Origin of the sequence: Bacillus sp. CECT 9360, assembly GCF_918741275.1 — a bacterium.
Classification (GTDB): Bacteria; Bacillota; Bacilli; order Bacillales; family DSM-1321; genus Peribacillus.
Genome location: NZ_CAKKNA010000022.1, coordinates 1 through 18,599 on the forward strand (window position 1 = coordinate 1; position 18,599 = coordinate 18,599).

Genomic DNA, 18,599 nt, shown 5'->3' on the forward strand with positions numbered 1-18,599 from the left:
CGTAAACCGTCTTTCCTTCTCTCTTCATGTGAAGAAAGAATCTATCCGGTATTAGCTCCGGTTTCCCGAAGTTATCCCAGTCTTACAGGCAGGTTGCCCACGTGTTACTCACCCGTCCGCCGCTAACTTCAGAGAGCAAGCTCCCTGAAATTCGCTCGACTTGCATGTATTAGGCACGCCGCCAGCGTTCGTCCTGAGCCAGGATCAAACTCTCCGAAGAATGTTTGAAAAGCTCATTTGCTTTTATAGTGTGTGCTCACTATTAAAATTAACGTTGGCGCTTTGTTTTGTTCAGTTTTCAAAGAGCAATTTCGTTGTCGTTTCTCTCGGAAGCGACTTTAATATCATAGCATTTCTAGCTTGCTATGTCAATAACTTGTTTGAGATAATTTTTTAAGTTATTTCGAAGCTACGATAACTCTCGTCCCGCAGCGACGTTTATTAATATAACACCTAACCGAGCAATAGGTCAATAACTTTTTTAAAATAATTTTACCGCACGATAATATCGATGATAAACCTCATGGCCCTTAGTTTCTACTTTAATCTCTTCAATAACATTCTTATCTATAAGATATTCTAATAAGACACTCAGATCGACGGAATAGTGAGTAAGCTCTGGATGCTCCATCAACTCCGCTATCCTCCATGAACCTTCATTCGTTTTCATAATCTCCAGCAAATGTTGAGATCCCAGGTTGGTTCTCGAATAAATCAGAAATTCACTGGCCAAGAATAGAAGCTCGAGCCGTTTTTCCAATGGTTCTTCACTGCTTACCAGTTCCTCATATAGCTTAAAGATTTCCGGTTCCATATGTCTCACCTGGTTCCAGAGCGTTACTTCTGGATAAAACCCTTGATCGATAATTTCTAGCCGTGCCAGATGATGCAAGGAGTGAACGATATTGTTGTATGCATCAAGAAAATGTCCATTCTCAAAAAAAGCTTTCCCATCCATATACCTTCTGATTAACTTTGCAAATTCAATCCCCATTTTGACCTTACGTCCGTAAAACGGAAACTCCCTTAACTCCTTTTTTAAATTGGAGACATATTCATTCTTATCAAATAAAATTTTCCCATTTTGAATCCACTCTACGACCTTTCGATTGGTTCCCAACAAAAGCCAGTCCTTTAATTGATCTTCCTCTACGATATGCAGAGCAGCCTTTTGGCCGTTATATGTATAATGTTTCACAAAAACGGATTCTTCTGCTTTATTGACAATGACAAACAGAACGTAATCAAACGTATCTGTAATCGAACTTGCGTTTATTCTTTTTTCAAATGATAAAATCCCAAGTGTTGATTGCATGCTGGCCCGTTCTTGATAGATCGGACGAAGGATATCTTCCATTATAAACTCCTCCAAAACCTTAATATTTATGTACTTCGACAATCGTTATGAATGTCCCTGCTTTTAACGGTTAGTTGATCTATTATGTTATGTTTTTAAATATTCATCTTCACCAATATGGTATGATATAGTTAAATCTCGGGAGGGACAACTATGGCGAAATATTCTAGCAAAATAAATAAGATACGCACATTTGCTTTAAGTCTGATTTTCATCGGGTTCATTGTCATGTATGGAGGGATATTTTTCAGAAACTCCCCAATCATTATGACAATCTTCATGATCTTAGGGCTTTTATGCATCGTGGCAAGCACAGTCATCTATTTTTGGATTGGCATGCTTTCTACGAAGACCGTTCAAGTGAAATGCCCGAACTGCGGCAAAGCCACTAAAATTTTGGGACGTGTCGATATATGTATGCATTGCAACGAACCATTAACACTTGATAAGAATCTTGAAGGCAAGGAATTTGACGAAAAGTATAACCGTAGAGGAATTTAATTCAAATTCATTGCGGAAGTGAATATAAAAAGAAAAAAAGTTCCAACCATTAGCGGCGGAACTTTTTTTAATGCGCTTCTTTAGCTGAGCAGTCCGGACAATTGCCGTAAATCTCCATACGATGGTGACTGACTGTAAAGCCAGTAACATGCGAGGCTAGATGTTCTACCTCATCCAATCCTGGATAATGAAAATCAACAATCTTTCCGCAGTTCTCGCAAATCACGTGATAATGATTGGTCGTAACGAAATCAAATCTGCTTGAAGAATCTCCGTATGTGAGTTCTTTGACTAAGCCAACCTCACGGAATACTCTCAGATTATTATAAACGGTTGCCACACTCATGTTTGGAAATTTCCCTTCCAATGCCTTGTAAATATCGTCGGCAGTTGGGTGGGTCATTGAGTTTATTAAGTATTCAAGTATAGCATGACGTTGGGGAGTAATTCTGACTCCGGTATCCTTTAATGAATCCAACGCTTCTTTAAGCTGTAGTTGAGACACCGTCATGCACCTCTTTTCCTTAGAATAAATATATTCTTACATTAGAATATTTATAAATAGTGTACCTTCCATTAATATACTTTGTCAATAATTCTACTATCTTAATAGAATAAACTCACTGGAAACTTAATCCTATTCCTGATGAAGTGTCGGTTCTTGCCTGCCTAATTGATGATTTACAAGCCTGGCCGTTACGAATAACAGGTCCGATAAACGATTCAAATAAGCCAACACTAGAGGTTCCGTACTTTCTTCAAGGGTAAGGGCGCATCTTTCAGCTCTGCGGACAATTGTCCTTGCAGCATGAAAAGCGGCTCCTGCCGGATGTCCTCCCGGAAGGACAAAGTTGGTCAATGGCGGTAGTGAGGCAGGGTACCCATGCATCAATGTCGCCTCCATGAAGGCGACATCCCTCTTCTCCAGTTTCCACTTAACTTCCTTGCCACCCGGAGTTGCCAGTTCGGCACCAACATGGAATAATGCCGTCTGGACCTTATGGAACACTTCCAGGATACTCTCTTTACCGGAAAAGCTTTCGTTATTTAGATGGCTTAAGGCCAGGCCGATCATTGAATTGGCTTCATCACATGTTCCATATGCCTCACCCGCTTGTCTGTCTTCGAAACGCGCTGTCCGTATACTATGAGGTTGTCCCCTTATCACCCGTTTTTGTATAAATTTTCATTTACTAATATCCCCTTTTCGGATCGATTACATTAATATACTCGTTCCCACCCTTTAGATATTCCTCAAAATTGTGCTCAAAAATCTCAAAAGATCTCGGAAGATAGTTCTTTGTTATGCTCGAGATATGCGGTGTTACCGTGACGTTGTCAAGACCCCAAAATGGATGTCCTTCAGGAAGAGGCTCTTGCCCGAAAACGTCCAACACAGCATGTTTGATCTTATGGTTGGTAAGTGCTTCTTGCAATATTTCCTCATTATAAAGGTCACCGCGTCCGATATTCATGAATACAGCGCTGTCCTTCATTGCCTTAAAGTGTTCCTTCTTAAGCAGGTTCTGTGTTTCCTCCGTGCTCGGTAGGACAGACACAATATAGTCGGCTTGCGGCAGCACTTCTGGCAGCTCGTTCAGACTATGGATGGAATCGATATATTCGACGCTTTTACCGCTTCTGTTTACCCCAAGCGTTTTCATCTGAAATGCCTTCGCAAGACGGGCCACCTCAGTTCCAATCGCCCCGGTGCCGATAATAAGGATCGTCTTGCTGTTTAACTCCCCCACCTTTATCCTTCGATCCCATTTTTCCTGCGATTCATTTTCCAGAAGCAGCTTCAATTGTTTTTCATATTGCAGAAGCATGCCGATTGTGTATTCTGCCATGGGGATTTTATGAATTCCCCGCGCATTCGTGACCAGTATGTTTTTCTCGTCGATTGCCTCAAACGGCATTTTCTCGAGACCTGCGGACATGACCATAATCCATTTCAGGTTTTCGGCCTTCTTGATATGCTCATCCGTCAGATCTTCGCCATACGTAATGATGATTTCGGCTTCTTTCAGTTTATGATCCTCCTCTGTTGCAATTCCTTTTTGATAATGGAACTCATGTGAGGGAAATTTTTTATTCATGTCAGTTTGAAGATACTCTGGTGGAATCAGTGTCGAAAGTATTTGCATCTTATGCCCTCCGAAATTTTATCTTAATATTCATTTTACCAGCTTTGGGGGTTTGAATCATTTTATTGAAGATGCTGCACCTTTTTTAGCATCCCTCAATCCGCTTAACGAGCAGAAATTTGTGATGAACGAGCACAAATTCTGTTTATCGAGCACAAATCCAGAGAATCGAGCACAAACTCCGATTATCGAGCACAAATCTGAATAATCGAGCAGAAATTATTTAGTCTGGGAATCCCCCGAATATATAACACTTCAATTTTAAAATTCAAATGTAATCCAGATGTTTCACCACATTTTTAAAGAACTTTGCAGGTTTATTAATGAAATTTTACCAATTGGCCGCCTTTATAATTGAGGACTTAATCGCAGTTGCAATAAAACCGAGGATTGGTGTGTTTTTGTCTTCTTTCCGGCAAAAAAAAACACGGGCACTAGGCCCGCGAAAGAATAACATTGAGGAGGTATTCCCTTACTTAGAGTATATTCGGATATATCCCGATTGCGTTGGACAATAGCCTTCTCTCATGAAAATCCACTGATACCTATTTTAATGCGTCAGGGTTCAGCCCTCTTAATTCAGACAGGATGAAAAGGCCGTCTTTCCTGATTAATACACCATCAAAATAAATCTCTCCACCGCCATATTCCGGGCGTTGGATCAGCACCATATCCCAATGGATCGCAGAGCGGTTTCCGTTATCTGCTTCCTCGTAGGCCTCGCCCGGTGTAAAATGAAGGCTTCCGCAGATTTTTTCATCAAATAAAATATCGCCCATCGGTTCTTTAATCATCGGATTGACACCAATGGCAAATTCGCCGATATAGCGGGCACCTTCGTCAGACGAGAAAATTTGATTGATTTTCTCCGTTTGATCCGCTTTTGCATCCACCAGCTTACCATCCTTGAAGGTTAATGAAACATCACGAAAGGTTGTTCCCTGATATGAACAAGGGGTGTTAAAGGAAATCGTTCCGTTAACACTGTCTTTTACCGGTGCCGTAAAAACCTCGCCGTCCGGGATATTGTTTTCACCTGCACAAACGACAGCTGGAATGCCTTTAATCGAAAATGTTAAATCCGTTCCGGGAGAAACAAGCCGAACCTTATCACTCCGCTCCATTAATTCCTTCAGCGGCTGCATCGCTTTGCCCATCTTCTCGTAATCAACAGTACAGACGTCCAATAAAAAATCCTCAAAACGGCTTAAACTCATGCCTGCCTTTTGAGCCAATCCTTTTGTTGGATAATTCAGCAGTACCCAACGACGATTGTTGACGTAGAAAAATGTGGACGGATTCATGACTTCTCCCCAAATGCGATGTTTTTCAGAAGGTACTTCTGCAAACTCGGCATCATTTTCCTCTCCGGTAACATAAATAACGGCATCCACATCTTTATATTCCTTCATCATCCAATCCGCATAGGTTTGAAGCTGTTCCTTTTCATAGCCCATTAACAAATGACGGTTGATTTCGTCATCGATTAATTCGATGTATGGGTAGGCACCCAGTTGATAGACCTCATCCACCAGCTCTTTTAGCAGCGGCTTTGCGTTAACATGCCCACGGATTAGAACTCTCTCTTTCGCCTGCAGCTTCACCGAATGGTTGACCAACAGGTTTGCTAACTTTTTCAATCTCGCGTCCTTCATCTTGTCCCCCATTATCGTTGTTCTTTAAGAAACTGCAGTGCCTCCTCGACATGGCCTTTTACCTTTACCTTGCGCCACTCTTTGACAAGCACGCCTTCTTTATTGATCAAAAAAGTAGACCGCTCGATGCCCATGTATTCCTTGCCGAAATTTTTCTTCAGCTTCCAAACATCATAAAGCTCGGCGACTTCATGTTTCTCATCAGCTAAAAGCAAAAACGGCAAACCGTGCTTATCAATGAATTTGGCATGGCTTTCGGCCGGGTCCGGGCTGATCCCGATAATCACAGCATCAAGCTCTGCAAACTTTTCGTGTTGATCTCTGAAATCACACGCTTCGGTTGTACAGCCTGGCGTCATATCCTTTGGATAAAAATAAAGAACTACATGTTTTTCTGTAAGATCCGCAAGCGAGACCTTTTCGCCATTGCTTGCGGGCAATGTAAATTCGGGCGCTTTTTTTCCGATTACCGTGGTCATTTATGCCCACCTCCATAACAATTTCTTATGGTAAGCGTACCCAATAATCTGGACAAACACAACTATCATACATCCTTGCGGTCATACGGTTCAAAGTCGATCACAGCCCTGATTAAGAAGGCTGCCGGCAGACTGTATCCGATAAATGCCTCGATAGCCGCGATAATCCTGCCTATCCCGACCGGACTTACATCGCCATAGCCAACCGAAAACATCGTCATTGCACTAAAGTAGAAGGATGTCTCCAGCTGCTGAAAGAAATCTTCTGTCACGCGCAGCCCATCATCAAGGATTACCGCATAATGATTTAACTCGAATAATAAATAAATCATAGCGAAACCGATCAGGATCGTTGCGTATATATTGGCAATCCATATCAGATTCTCCATGGAAAGTTTCTTATCGCTTTTTTCTTCTATAAAAATAGCCCGAATGCTCATGACCATGCAAAATACAATCAATGTCATCAGAAGATAAAACGTCATGCTTCCCCTTCTTTCCCAGAGGCTTGTATACTTCTATTTTTACTCCTGTCCGTTACGTTATATGTGAAAAATTTATATTTGCAGTTTTATGTAGAGATTTTAAGTTACAGGTTATGTAAGGTGGATAATATCATTTATTTTAAAAGGAAATAAGACTATAATGAAAATATAACTTTTGAACTAAATAGGAGATGAGACCGTGCTTTCAAATATCGGTGTCCCTGGTTTAATCTTAATACTCATTGTAGCCCTTATCGTATTTGGCCCGAACAAACTGCCGGAAATTGGACGCGCTGTAGGAAGTTCCCTTCGCGAGTTCAAAAAGGCAGCTTCCAATGTAACGAACGATGTGGCCGGTGATGTAAAAAAGGATATAGACCAAGCGAAAAGAGATAGTGAAGAAAAGATGTGAAAAAGCAGCGGCTGACCCAACTTTAGGTCGGCCGCTGCTTTTTATCTGTGGCAATAATTCGTGTCGAATATTGTTGAAAAATCGATATATGAGATAAGTTGATAATATAACCGAAAACTCGATAATAAATTGTCCAAAGTTGATGATAAATCCAAAAACTCGATAATATCCGCTCGAACGAAACCCATATCAGCAGAAAAGAAAGCTCTTCAACCGCTACCCCACAAGCTTCAACCCAATTGCAGCCGATAGGATCATCACAATGAAGAGAATCCTCTTCCAATCCTTTGACTCTCCATAAAGAACCATCCCTAAAATGGCTCCGCCAGAAGCCCCAATTCCCGTCCATACCGCATATGCAGTACCCATCGGCAGAGTTTTCATGGCCATGGAGAGAAAGATGAAACTCGAGCCGAATCCAGTGACCAAAAGGACGAGCGATTGCCAGCTTTTATCTTTATGCAATTTATTGATCATAGCGACACCAAACATTTCACAAACACCCGCAAGAACTAATGCTACCCATGCCACCTAAGACCCAACTCCTAGCGCGTTGTTATCTTTCGTGACCGTCTTCAATCCGATTACTCCCGCCAAAAGCAGCAGTGTTAACAATATCTTCGAAAGCTTAAATGGTTCGCCAAAGATTAGGATTTCAGAAAGGGCCGTTCCAGCGGTCCCCAAACCGACAAAAACAGCATACACCGTCCCAACAGGCAGTCTTCTGCCAGCCATAATCATCACATAAAAACTAATGATGATTGAAATGACCGTTCCCGTCCAAGACCAAAAACCATCAGCGTGCTTAAGCCCAATCACCCAAAGCACTTCAAAGAAAGCTGCTATCACAACTTTTATCCAATCCCTATTCATGGTGCTTCACTCCTTCATCCATCTCCTAAGAGGGTAAACATGAAAACAGCCTGGGAGAATACTATGAATCAGTATTTCTCCCAGGCTTTTATCCCTCCGTGTAACAGCAAATAGCTGCCGTTTTCTCTCGGACCAGGCCGGCTTATTGCCGCGGAACCCTAGAAAACTTTAGATATAATTATTCACTTATTTTCCATGCCCATTATACAACATCATGAAATATTGGCAAGAGTGCTCATCTGTATTAATTGCCTGCCCCTCTATACCGTTTCACGCCCTGGTTCCAAATCAGTACCGAAATACTGAAGAACACTAATCCGATAACAGGTGTGGCAAAGGAAAAGGTGTACCATTCTTTCTTTCCTAGGAAATACGCTGCCGGATAGACGCCGACGAACGCAAATGGTAGAACCCATGTGAGCACAAATCGAATGACCTTATTATAAATATCAACCGGATAACGTCCATAGTTTCCGATATTGTACATCATCGGCATGATCGAGTTTTTCGCATCCGACCAAAAACCGATGCTTGCGATGGCGATGAAAACCGCCGCATAAGCAAGCGCCCCGCCAATCGCAAATAGGATGAATAAAATCGGATCGTACCAGGCAATCTCTAAACCGAGTGAAGTACCTGCATAGAAAATAACCACCAGACCCGTAATCACACCAAATAATGATTCCAGTTCAATTCGCTCAATAATGATTTGATACAAGCTGTGGATCGGTCGTGTTAGAATTCGATCCATTTCTCCTTTGACGATATAGCGGTCATTGAAATCCCATATGTTAAAAAAAGCAGAAAATATCGCGTAAGGCACTAAGAAAAAGCCATAAATAAAAATGATTTCGTCCCTGCTCCAGCCGCTCAACAATTGCGTATGTCCGAAAACCACCAGGATAAAAATTAAATTGACAGCCTGATTCAGAAGATCGGACAAAATTTCAACGACCAGATCAGCACGGTATTGCAGCCTGGTTTTCATATACTGGCTTACGTATTGAAAAAACATCGAAACATAAAACACAGCCTCAACCTCCCTGAATAATCAGCTGTTTTTTAGCCACTATCCAAAGAACTTGGATGGGTACCATTAATATCAGTACCCAGAGTGATTGCTGCAGCAAAGCCTGAAGAATCTCTCCGTGCCTGAACCCATTCGTGAAAATCATGCTCGGGATATAGCTGATCCCCTGAAACGGAAGATATTTCATGATCTCCTGCGCCCAGAATGGATAAAAACTGATTGGCAACAGCAATCCCGAAAACAGGTCGATCACAACCCGTTTCGCTCTGATCAACCCTGTATTGTTATAGAAGAAAAATGCCGTAATGCCCGTTAGAAGGTTGATCTGGGTATTGATGATGAAGCTAAACAGCAAAGATATCCCAAAATAACCCCACAGGGCAGGATCATGCGGAAGTTCCAAAGGGAACATAAAGGAAACGATCACCATGCCCGGGATCGAAAAGAAAAAGAAACGGAAAATACCTTCGCCTAGCCCTTGCATCGTTTTCATGCCCAGGTAATTATAAGGCCTGATCAATTCAATCGCGACCTTGCCTTCTTTAATCTCAGCTGCGATTTCACGGTCGATATTATTAAAATAAAACGCGCGGGCCATCCAAGCTATCGCTACATATGTAGTCATCTGCATGCTTGTTAACCCTTCAATGGAACCTTTATCCCCGTAAATCGCATTCCATAGAAAATAATAGGCCCCGATATTTATGCTGTAAATGATGATTCCTGTGTAATAATCCGTCCGGTAAGCGAGCATCATTAGAAATCGGATACGGATCATCTCAAAATATTTATCCAAGGCTCTCTCTCCTTACTTCCAATCTAAATAGGCATTCTTATAAAGATTGTCAGCGTCCTGTGGAAACCATACCCTCTTCATAAATATTCCGGACGATTTCCTCTATAGACGTCTCATGAATTTTGACATCTTTAATTTTGAAATGAGAAACAACAGAGGAAATCAGCTGAGAAATATTATCTTTTTCTTCCTTAATAAATGCGATATAGGTCTGACTCTTCTCCTCATATTCCCAGCTTGTTTCAAATAAAAGCGGCAACGATTCCAGTTCAGCCATTGAAACTTCTTCTAAGAATTGAAAATGAATCTCTTTTTCTTCCGCCCAGTTATTTTTCAGGTCCAGCAGTCCGCCGTCATAAATGATCTTTCCTTCATCAAGCATGACGACCCTTTCACAAACTGCTTCAATGTCAGCTAAATCATGTGTTGTAAGCAGAATCGTTGTATTGTATTTTTCATTAATTTCCTTAAGGAACTTACGGATTTTCATTTTCACCAGGACATCAAGACCAATTGTCGGCTCGTCTAAAAAAAGCAGTGGCGGATTATGGATCAATGCCGCGGCAAGCTCACATCTCATCCGCTGTCCAAGAGAAAGCTTACGGACCGGTTTATCTAGCAACGGTCCAATATCAAGCGTTTCAATGATAAGTTTCATGTGCTCCTCATATTGTGCATCGGGGACTTTGTAAACCTTCTTCAGCAGCCGGAATGATTCCTGGACGGCGATATCCCACCAAAGCTGTGAGCGCTGCCCGAAGACCACACCGATTGTTCTCGTGAATTTCTCCCGTTCCCGGTGAGGGTCCATTCCATTAACACGCACCTCGCCTGATGTCGGCGTCAGGATGCCTGTCAGCATTTTGATGGTCGTCGACTTACCGGCTCCATTCTCACCGATATAGGCAACCATTTCTCCTTGCTTTACTGTGAAATTTATGTCATTGACAGCAGGAATCACTTTATAGTTTCTTGTCAGCAAATCGCGAAAAGCTCCTTTTAATCCGGAGCGGCTGGAAAACATCTTAAATTCTTTGCGTAGCTGTTTAACTTCGATTGCATTGCTCATCGCTATACTCCTCCAAATTTCTGCTTGCCCTAAAGAATTATTTTATCCAATTGCGCTTATTAAAACAATTAATACGTCTAGAGCACGTTCCCCTTTTAATAGAAATCCCAGATGCCCGCGCTCAGCTTTTTCAGATGAAAAGTGCTAGAATAATGGATGGTAACTTTGCAGTAAATTAGGAGGCCATGCAAAATGAAATTTACCAATTCAGAGAATTTACATAAGGAAGCGGAGAAGCATATTGTCGGGGGTGTCAATTCCCCTTCCCGTTCCTACAAAGCCGTCGGCGGTGGTTCGCCCGTGGTGATGGAGCGCGCGAATGGAGCTTATTTCTGGGATGTTGACGGAAATAAATATATTGATTATTTAGCAGCTTACGGACCAATCATCACTGGTCATGCCCACCCCCATATAACGGAAGCAATCAAGCAAGCTGCGGAAACCGGGGTTCTTTATGGCACACCTACAGCACATGAAGTGAATTTTGCAAAAATGCTAAAGGAAGCGATGCCCTTTATGGAAAAGGTTCGCTTTGTGAACTCCGGTACCGAAGCCGTGATGACAACCATCCGGGTAGCCCGCGCGTATACGGGAAGGGATAAAGTCATCAAGTTTGCCGGCTGCTACCACGGACACTCCGACTTGGTTCTTGTCGCGGCAGGGTCGGGACCTGCCACTTTAGGCACGCCTGATTCCGCAGGAGTACCTAAGAGCATTGCCCAGGAAGTCATTACCGTTCCTTTCAATGACATCGAGCCTTTTAAAGAGGCTCTGGATAAGTGGGGAGATCAAATTGCTGCCGTTCTTGTCGAACCAATTGTAGGTAACTTCGGTATCGTGGAGCCTAACCCCGGATTTTTGGAATCCGTACTAGACCTGACGCACAAAGCAGGAGCTCTTGTTATTTTCGACGAGGTCATTACCGCTTTCCGTTTTATGTATGGCGGGGCTCAGGACTTGCTTGGCATTCAGCCTGACTTAACAGCTCTTGGAAAAATCATTGGCGGCGGTCTGCCAATTGGTGCCTATGGCGGTAAAAAAGAAATCATGGAAACAGTTGCTCCGCTTGGCCCTGCTTACCAGGCTGGTACAATGGCCGGTAACCCGGCATCCATTTTGTCGGGGATAGCTTGTTTAGAGGTCCTGAAACAAGAAGGTATCTATGAAGAAATGGATAGGCTAGGCGCTATCCTTGAAGAAGGAATTACAAAAGCCGCGAAACAAAACCACATCCCAATTACAATCAACCGGTTGAAAGGCGCTTTGACGATTTACTTCACAACGGAAAAAGTGGAAAACTATGAGCAGGCAGAAAATACAGATGGTGACATGTTTGCTCAATTTTTCAAGCTAATGCTTCATCAGGGCATTAATCTCGCTCCGTCCAAATATGAAGCCTGGTTCTTGACGATTGCGCATACGGAAGAAGATATTTTTCATACTTTAAAAGCGATTGAACATGCATTCAAATCAATGAAAATCAATTAATAACCGTATAAGTATACAAATAATATTCATATCTGAGACATCCAACCGTCTCAGATATTTTTATAGTCCTTATTTGAAAGCGTTTCCAACTAGATTTATACGTGTTCATTTATTTCACTTCATCTATATTTCCATCCATCTTACTGTATAAATAATTGATTTCTGAATATTTAAATGATAATATTGTGTTACTATTCTAAATTTTAGATACCGTCTATTCTTCTCTTTTTTCTCACAATATCAGAAGGTTGAACCTCTGAGTGTACTGTTATTACGTTTTTTCCCTCGTCGCAACGTTTCAAAAAAACGAAAAATCATATAGGAGGTGAAGGCAGCCAATAAGGTCTACCCTTATTTTGCGCCGAAAAAAATGACACAACAATGGACCCCGAGTTTATTTAAGGAATTTTATAAACAGGAGCATGACGCATGTGGGATTGTATCCAGCATCGAAAAGAAGAAAGTCCCAACGAGAGAAAATATCTTCGCCGTTATTGATGCGCTTGTAAAAATGAATCACCGCGCTGGTTTTATTAATGGAGAAGGCGATGGCGTTGGCATCCATATCGACATTCCCAGAGCACTTTGGAAGCAAAAGCTTACAGCTGAGGGCGTTGATGCATCCGAGGTTGATAAGGATTCCTTTATCGTAGGCCATCTTTTCTTGAGCAGAAAAGCTGAAACGGAAACGCTTAAGAAAGAGATAAAAGCGAAATTGCAAAAGCACGGCCTTTCCCTGCTTTTCGAAACGGACAAAGCCTACAATTCCGCTGCACTCGGCCCTATCGCCATTCAGGAAAATCCTGTTTTTTGGCAATTTGCCTGCACCTCTGATTTCGCTGACCAACAAGCATTGTCAAAAGCACTTTTTGAATTGACACATGAAATTGAAGAAAACGATCATATTCACGTAGCTTCTCTTAGCCAGTATCATGCTGTTTATAAAGTAATGGGTGCCGGAGACATTCTTCCGCATTACTACCCTGATCTGGCTGATCCGCTCGTTGCATCCACAATGACACTCGGGCATAACCGTTATTCAACCAACACCTTGTCTAGCTTTTTCCGTGTACAGCCTTTCAGTGTATTAGGGCATAACGGGGAAATCAACACGATCAGCAAGCTCCGTGATGAAGCTAAAATGGTAGGTGTCCCGCTTGTAAAGGATGGCAGTGACTCACAGGATTTAAGCCGAACGATTGAAACGTTTATCGCCAGGCACGGTTACTCTTTATTTGAAGCTATCGATCTATTATTCCCGCCAATCGTCAATGAAATGAAAGTGTACCCGGAGCATCTGCAAAACTTATACACGTATTTACGGGAAGCATGGGGACATTTCGCACAAGGTCCGGCCGGGATCATTTCTCGTTTTGGGGATGAAGCTGTCTTTTCGGTAGACGCATTAGGCTTGCGCCCTCTTTGGAATATTGAAACAGAAACTTCCTATTTATTCTCTTCAGAGCCCGGGATTATTCCTTCCTCTGAATTTACCGGAGACCCGAAGCCGCTTGGACCAGGGGAAAAAGTCGGCTTGAAATGGGATGGAGATTCTATCAAACTATATAATTACAAAGACTATCAGGAAGAAGTCTATGAAAGATACAATCAGCGCTTTATCCTTTCTAATGACCATGTGCGCCTGAATCCTCCTGTATTCGAAAAGGTGGTCTCTAACACCCAGCCTTCAGGAATTCACAACGGACAATATAAAGCATTCGGCTGGGAGCGTGATCACGTTCAGCTTGTAGAACAAATGGCTGAAAAAGGCGCGGAGCCTATCCGTTCATTGGGCCATGACGCACCTTTGGCAGCCTTAAACCCGGAAAGAAAAAATCTCGCTGACTATATTAAGGAAAGCGTTGCAGTCGTAACCAACCCGGCAATTGACCGCGACCGGGAAGCAGAACATTTCTCTACGCGGACGATTATCGGTAAGCGTCCTTCACTATTCGATCGGGAAAAGGCAGGCAAAGTTGTTGAACTTTTGACCCCGCTTTTGATTGAAGGCAAAATAGGCTATGAATGTGCGAGCACTGTATTACAGCCAAGCTACGACCAGTTCATTAAGCATTTCCAGGATATTCAACTTGCTCATTTCATTTCAACGACCTTTACCGAAGAAGAAGGCGTGCAGGAAGCCTTAGACAGACTTGCCGCTGAAGCTGTTTCAGCCGTGGATAATGGTAAAACGCTGATTGTCCTAGACGATGCCACAGCTCACCAAAACGGCAATCTTTGGCTGGATCCACATTTAGTTGTTTCAGCTGTTGATCAGGCACTTGTCACTACAGGAAAAAGACGCGATTGTTCCCTGCTCTTAAGATCAGCTGCGATTCGCTCTTTGCATGATATCATCGTCGCGTACGGTCTTGGGGCGAATCTTATCAGCCCATATTATATGTTCTTGTCATTATCGACCGATACAAATGGTCCAACAGTCAATTTATATAGTGCATTAACGAAGGGCCTTGAGAAAGTTATCTCCACAATCGGCATCCATGAGCTTAGAGGCTATGGCCGCCTATTCTCAAGCATTGGCCTTCATGAGGAAGTTGGAAAATATCTAAATGTCGTGAACTTCTTCGGGTCTAATGAGCTTGCCCAGAACTTCGAAGTATTGAAAGAAGATGCTAAACAACGTGTCTTGGATTATAACAACGAAGCCGAAAGAATCGGAAAGACATTCCATCTGTTCCCAAGGATTTGGAAAGCGATTGGGGAAGTAGCCGCAACCGGTGACTATACGGCCTACGGTGAAAAGATTTCGGAACAGGAAGAAGCGAATCCAACGACGATCAGGCATTTAACAAGCCTGAAAACAGCAGAAACGCCTCTGCCAACACAGGATGTTGATATTTCCATTGGCGACCATAGCCTGCCATTTGTCATTGCCTCCATGTCGTTTGGATCGCAAAATGAAACGGCGTTCCGCGCTTATGCTGAAGCAGCTGATCAGCTGAATATGATCAGTATGAACGGAGAAGGCGGAGAAATTAAGGATATGCTTGGCAAGTATCCGAACTCCCGTGGTCAGCAGATTGCATCAGGACGATTTGGTGTAAATGCAGAGTTGCTCAACTCTTCTAACCTGTTGGAAATCAAAATCGGCCAGGGAGCAAAACCCGGAGAAGGTGGCCACCTTCCAGGATCCAAGGTAACGGCGAAGATTGCAGAAGCTCGTAATGCTACAATCGGATCGGATTTAATCTCGCCATCGAACAACCATGATATTTACTCCATTGAAGATCTGGCGCAAATGATTCATGAACTGAAAACGGCAAACGATAAAGCAAGAGTCGCTGTAAAAGTCCCGGTTGTTCCCAACATCGGAACGATTGCGGTTGGTATTGCCAAAGCAGGTGCCGACATTATCACCTTGTCAGGGTTTGACGGCGGTACAGGTGCTGCACGTATCCATGCTCTTCAGCACGTGGGGCTTCCTGTGGAAATAGGAGTTAAAGCAGCCCATAATGCCCTGCTTGAAGCAGGCATCCGCCATAACGTGGAAATCTGGGCAGACGGCGGCCTAAAAAGCTCCATGGACGTACTGAAAGTAATGCTTCTTGGGGCCAACCGGGTCGGTTTCGGTACCCTTTCTATGATTGCTGTAGGTTGTACAGCCTGCCGCGGCTGCCACCTGGATACATGCCATGTTGGTATCGCTACCCAGATCGAATCAGAAGCCCAGGCAAAAGAACATGGGTTGCGCCGTTTCGTTCCGCGCCAGTTTAATCCGTCTGTACAAGGATTAATGAATATGTTCACAGCGTTTGGAAGCGAACTTAAAGCTCTGACTGCCTCTCTTGGCGTCAAGAACCTTCAGGAAATTGTTGGACGTTCAGATTTACTCGTCCAAGCAAAAGGTAAAGAATTGCTCGACCTGACTTACCTATTAAAAACACTTGAAATTAGCCAATTCCCCCATAAAGAAGCGGCTGCTTCCGTCAAGGAAGGCGCGATGCAGGTTGCTGTCGGAGCTGAATATTTAGATTCACGGGTTGATGAACTCCATGAATCACGGGCATATAGCGCCGTCACTTCCGAACAGCGTGTACTGGGAAGCCGGGTATCATGCCACCGTGTTCGCGGAAGATTGGACGGTTCCTATAAAGCCCTTCCGCAAGTTTTGCTGACATACAAGGACGGATCCATTCCAGGTAACGGCCTTGGCGCGTATAACAGTGAAGGCATTCAAATCAGTGTAAATGGCGGCGCCCAAGATGGAGCTGGTAAAACATCCATCGGCGGCAATCTTTTAATCTTTAAATCGCCGGGCAAGGATGGAAAGTTCTATAATGGTTCAGTTGGTAAAGGATTCGGTTACGGCGCACAGCACGGCTTGCTTGTCGCGCAGGGAGATGCTGACGCACGTGCCGGAATCAGACTTTCCGGTGCGGATATGATTATCGGCGGCCAGTTAAAACAGCCAATCTCTGAAAAAGAATCTGGAAATCTTGCGGTTCATTCAAACATTAAAGGGTTTGCCTTTGAGTATATGACAAACGGACGAGGATTGGTTCTAGGAGATCCAGGACCATGGATTTGTGCAGGGATGACAGGCGGAGTAGTCTATTTACGCCATCATCCTGAAGCCGGTTTAACGAAAGACGCCATCCAAAGACGGATTGCAAAGGGAGCCAAGGTTTCCATTGATAAGCTTTCCGCATCCGGATTACAAGACATTACAGACCTTCTGGGCACATATGTATCCTTGCTGAAGGAACAGGGCCAAAATGACGAAGCTGTTGCATTAGAAAAACTGCTTGCAAACCCTGAACAGCACTTTGTACAGGTCGTTCCTGTTAAAGAGCAAGCTGATCCATCTGTATCAACAGAATGATATTTGTTTAATCCGAAAAAAACTGGCACTCTCACATAGAGTGCCAGCTTTTTTTTTACAATTTCTTGAATCTTTTCATTTACCCCTTGTAACTTTCCTCTAAACCCTGTATATTTCATAATTATTTACTTTTGTTTCTATTAGTGTAAATTAAGATATACATTCATTTGTATATGGCATATTGTAAGCATATAAAAGTCAGCAACTCGTCGGGTTCTCTGGCCTAAGGCTGCGATGGCCTAGTTGCTTATGCAGATAGGAACGTTGAATACCTCCTATCTGTCAAAGAAAGGAAGAGTTCTACTTATGAAGCTTGGTGCCCGCATAATCAAAACGGGAATCGCGATTGTTCTTGCTCTTTATTTGGCACAACTTCTAGAGCTGCCCGCTCCGGTATTTGCCGGAATTGCCGCGATATTTGCCATTCAGCCGACCATTTACCGCTCCTATCTATCAGTCATGGAACAAATACAAGGCAATCTGGTTGGAGCGATTATAGCTGTTGTGTTCGTCCTGTTGTTTGGCAATCATATTTTTATTATCGGTTTGGCTGTGGTCATTGTCATTACAATTAACTTGAAGCTAAAAACGGAAAAAAGTCTCATACTTTCCATTGTGACGGTTATCGCCATCATGGAAAGCCAGCAAGGAGATTTCCTGCAGTTCTCGATGATCCGCTTTTCTACTATTTTGCTTGGGATTCTCTCATCGTTTATCGTGAATCTTGTTTTTATTCCGCCAAAATATGAAACCAAGCTATATAATCGAATTAACAACATAACTGAAGATATTTTCAAATGGATCCGTATAAGTACAAGGCATGCTTCAGAGCATACCTTGCTGAAAAAGGATATCAGCCGGATCAAGGATACCCTTTTAAAGCTCGAACAGACGTATTCCATGTATAAGGAAGAACGTGATTATTTTAAGAAAGAAAGTCTTTCTAAATCACGAAAACTGGTCGTTTACAGGCAAATGATCACAACAACTAAAAAAGCCTATGAAACATTAAATCGGATTCATAAATTTGAAAATGAGATCAATTTAATGCCTGAAGACTTCCAAATACAAATTCAGCTGCAACTCGATTCTTTAATCCACCAGCATGAACAGATATTGTTAAAGTATATCGGGAAAATCAAAATCGTCAGCTGCATAGATGAATACAATGGTCAATCTTTGAGCCGCAAGGAGTTCCTGTCCTTTTTCTTCACACAACTCAAAAAAATGGAACATACCAATGATGAAGACGAGGAAAATGTGCCAACACGCCTGCTCCCGTTAATCTCAGCAATCATCGAGTATGATGAACAATTAGAGCATCTTGAAAAGCTGATTAATAGCTTTCAATCCTTCCATAAAGATGAAAATGAAGTGTCGGTCAAAGATAATATTGAAGATATTTAAAAGGCAGTCCCGAATTTGGGACTGCCTTTTAAATATCTTCGCCTAATCTTCGCCAAT

General features: G+C 42.7%; 16 protein-coding genes, 1 rRNA gene, 1 pseudogene and 1 riboswitch. Of the genes and pseudogenes, 5 read left to right on the forward strand and 13 right to left on the reverse strand.

The annotated features are described in order from the left end of the window. Both LQ216_RS19280 and LQ216_RS19285 read right to left on the reverse strand, forming a co-directional pair. A 16S ribosomal RNA gene (locus LQ216_RS19280) occupies positions 1–220 on the reverse strand; the annotation flags it as partial. 261 nt (positions 221–481) lie between these two features. After that, the gene (locus LQ216_RS19285; RefSeq protein WP_230131202.1) at positions 482–1,357 is read right to left on the reverse strand and encodes a nucleotidyltransferase-like protein; all 876 of its coding nucleotides are present in this window, start codon (positions 1,355–1,357) and stop codon (positions 482–484) included. A 153-nt stretch (positions 1,358–1,510) separates the two neighbouring features. Here LQ216_RS19285 and LQ216_RS19290 point away from each other — a divergent pair, with 153 nt between their 5' ends. Beyond that, complete coding sequence (locus LQ216_RS19290) at positions 1,511–1,858, forward strand: YgzB family protein (protein WP_230131204.1); 348 nt, start codon at positions 1,511–1,513, stop codon at positions 1,856–1,858. Positions 1,859–1,925: 67 nt separating this feature from the next. On the opposite strand, the gene perR is transcribed toward LQ216_RS19290, so the two are convergent. The 6 genes and pseudogenes from perR to LQ216_RS19320 form a co-directional block, all read right to left on the reverse strand. After that, positions 1,926–2,363, reverse strand: coding sequence for a peroxide-responsive transcriptional repressor PerR (perR, locus tag LQ216_RS19295; RefSeq protein ID WP_230131206.1), 438 nt, complete (start codon positions 2,361–2,363; stop codon positions 1,926–1,928). Between the two features lie 132 nt (positions 2,364–2,495). Beyond that, positions 2,496–3,048: pseudogene (locus tag LQ216_RS19300) on the reverse strand (cob(I)yrinic acid a,c-diamide adenosyltransferase). Positions 3,049–3,051: 3 nt separating this feature from the next. Then, positions 3,052–4,005, reverse strand: a complete 954-nt coding sequence (locus LQ216_RS19305; protein WP_230131208.1) for a D-2-hydroxyacid dehydrogenase — start codon at positions 4,003–4,005, stop codon at positions 3,052–3,054. A 545-nt stretch (positions 4,006–4,550) separates the two neighbouring features. Then, positions 4,551–5,660: an aminopeptidase gene (locus tag LQ216_RS19310; RefSeq protein WP_230131211.1), complete on the reverse strand. Its 1,110-nt coding sequence runs from the start codon at positions 5,658–5,660 to the stop codon at positions 4,551–4,553. An 11-nt stretch (positions 5,661–5,671) separates the two neighbouring features. Beyond that, on the reverse strand, positions 5,672–6,139 hold the full coding sequence (gene bcp, locus LQ216_RS19315; RefSeq protein WP_230131213.1) for a thioredoxin-dependent thiol peroxidase: 468 nt from the start codon (positions 6,137–6,139) through the stop codon (positions 5,672–5,674). A gap of 65 nt (positions 6,140–6,204) precedes the next feature. Further along, positions 6,205–6,624, reverse strand: coding sequence for a potassium channel family protein (locus LQ216_RS19320; protein ID WP_230131215.1), 420 nt, complete (start codon positions 6,622–6,624; stop codon positions 6,205–6,207). Between the two features lie 199 nt (positions 6,625–6,823). On the opposite strand from LQ216_RS19320, the gene tatA reads away from it, so the two are divergent. After that, the gene (gene tatA, locus LQ216_RS19325; RefSeq protein WP_230131216.1) at positions 6,824–7,036 is read left to right on the forward strand and encodes a twin-arginine translocase TatA/TatE family subunit; all 213 of its coding nucleotides are present in this window, start codon (positions 6,824–6,826) and stop codon (positions 7,034–7,036) included. 216 nt (positions 7,037–7,252) lie between these two features. Here the strand turns inward: tatA and LQ216_RS19330 are convergent, their stop codons facing one another. The 5 genes from LQ216_RS19330 to LQ216_RS19350 form a co-directional block, all read right to left on the reverse strand. After that, a complete protein-coding gene (locus tag LQ216_RS19330; protein WP_230131218.1) occupies positions 7,253–7,567 on the reverse strand; it encodes a multidrug efflux SMR transporter in 315 nt (104 codons plus the stop codon). Further along, positions 7,568–7,909: a multidrug efflux SMR transporter gene (locus tag LQ216_RS19335; protein ID WP_230131219.1), complete on the reverse strand. Its 342-nt coding sequence runs from the start codon at positions 7,907–7,909 to the stop codon at positions 7,568–7,570. A 75-nt stretch (positions 7,910–7,984) separates the two neighbouring features. Further along, positions 7,985–8,082: riboswitch (guanidine-I (ykkC/yxkD leader) on the reverse strand. A gap of 71 nt (positions 8,083–8,153) precedes the next feature. Beyond that, the gene (locus LQ216_RS19340; protein WP_230131221.1) at positions 8,154–8,939 is read right to left on the reverse strand and encodes an ABC-2 family transporter protein; all 786 of its coding nucleotides are present in this window, start codon (positions 8,937–8,939) and stop codon (positions 8,154–8,156) included. Positions 8,940–8,943: 4 nt separating this feature from the next. Then, on the reverse strand, positions 8,944–9,735 hold the full coding sequence (locus LQ216_RS19345) for an ABC-2 family transporter protein (protein WP_230131224.1): 792 nt from the start codon (positions 9,733–9,735) through the stop codon (positions 8,944–8,946). Between the two features lie 49 nt (positions 9,736–9,784). Beyond that, entirely contained in the window at positions 9,785–10,804 is a 1,020-nt protein-coding gene (locus LQ216_RS19350; RefSeq protein WP_230131226.1) for an ATP-binding cassette domain-containing protein, read from the reverse strand. A gap of 192 nt (positions 10,805–10,996) precedes the next feature. Here LQ216_RS19350 and LQ216_RS19355 point away from each other — a divergent pair, with 192 nt between their 5' ends. The 3 genes from LQ216_RS19355 to LQ216_RS19365 all read left to right on the forward strand — a co-directional run bounded on the left by LQ216_RS19355 (position 10,997) and on the right by LQ216_RS19365 (position 18,542). Beyond that, on the forward strand, positions 10,997–12,292 hold the full coding sequence (locus LQ216_RS19355; RefSeq protein ID WP_230131227.1) for a glutamate-1-semialdehyde 2,1-aminomutase: 1,296 nt from the start codon (positions 10,997–10,999) through the stop codon (positions 12,290–12,292). Between the two features lie 370 nt (positions 12,293–12,662). Beyond that, positions 12,663–17,135 (forward strand): glutamate synthase-related protein, encoded by a 4,473-nt coding sequence (locus tag LQ216_RS19360; protein WP_230131229.1) that lies wholly within the window; start codon positions 12,663–12,665, stop codon positions 17,133–17,135. A 306-nt stretch (positions 17,136–17,441) separates the two neighbouring features. After that, on the forward strand, positions 17,442–18,542 hold the full coding sequence (locus tag LQ216_RS19365; RefSeq protein ID WP_230131231.1) for an aromatic acid exporter family protein: 1,101 nt from the start codon (positions 17,442–17,444) through the stop codon (positions 18,540–18,542). Positions 18,543–18,599: the final 57 nt, after the last annotated feature.

Coding starts and splice junctions, on each gene's coding strand:
- LQ216_RS19285 (WP_230131202.1), bottom strand. CDS start 1,357: ATGGAAGATATCCTTCGTCCGATCTATCAAGAACGGGCCAGCATGCAA.
- LQ216_RS19290 (WP_230131204.1), top strand. CDS start 1,511: ATGGCGAAATATTCTAGCAAAATAAATAAGATACGCACATTTGCTTTA.
- LQ216_RS19305 (WP_230131208.1), bottom strand. CDS start 4,005: ATGCAAATACTTTCGACACTGATTCCACCAGAGTATCTTCAAACTGAC.
- LQ216_RS19310 (WP_230131211.1), bottom strand. CDS start 5,660: ATGAAGGACGCGAGATTGAAAAAGTTAGCAAACCTGTTGGTCAACCAT.
- bcp (WP_230131213.1), bottom strand. CDS start 6,139: ATGACCACGGTAATCGGAAAAAAAGCGCCCGAATTTACATTGCCCGCA.
- LQ216_RS19320 (WP_230131215.1), bottom strand. CDS start 6,624: ATGACGTTTTATCTTCTGATGACATTGATTGTATTTTGCATGGTCATG.
- LQ216_RS19335 (WP_230131219.1), bottom strand. CDS start 7,909: ATGAATAGGGATTGGATAAAAGTTGTGATAGCAGCTTTCTTTGAAGTG.
- LQ216_RS19350 (WP_230131226.1), bottom strand. CDS start 10,804: ATGAGCAATGCAATCGAAGTTAAACAGCTACGCAAAGAATTTAAGATG.
- LQ216_RS19355 (WP_230131227.1), top strand. CDS start 10,997: ATGAAATTTACCAATTCAGAGAATTTACATAAGGAAGCGGAGAAGCAT.
- LQ216_RS19360 (WP_230131229.1), top strand. CDS start 12,663: ATGACACAACAATGGACCCCGAGTTTATTTAAGGAATTTTATAAACAG.
- LQ216_RS19365 (WP_230131231.1), top strand. CDS start 17,442: ATGAAGCTTGGTGCCCGCATAATCAAAACGGGAATCGCGATTGTTCTT.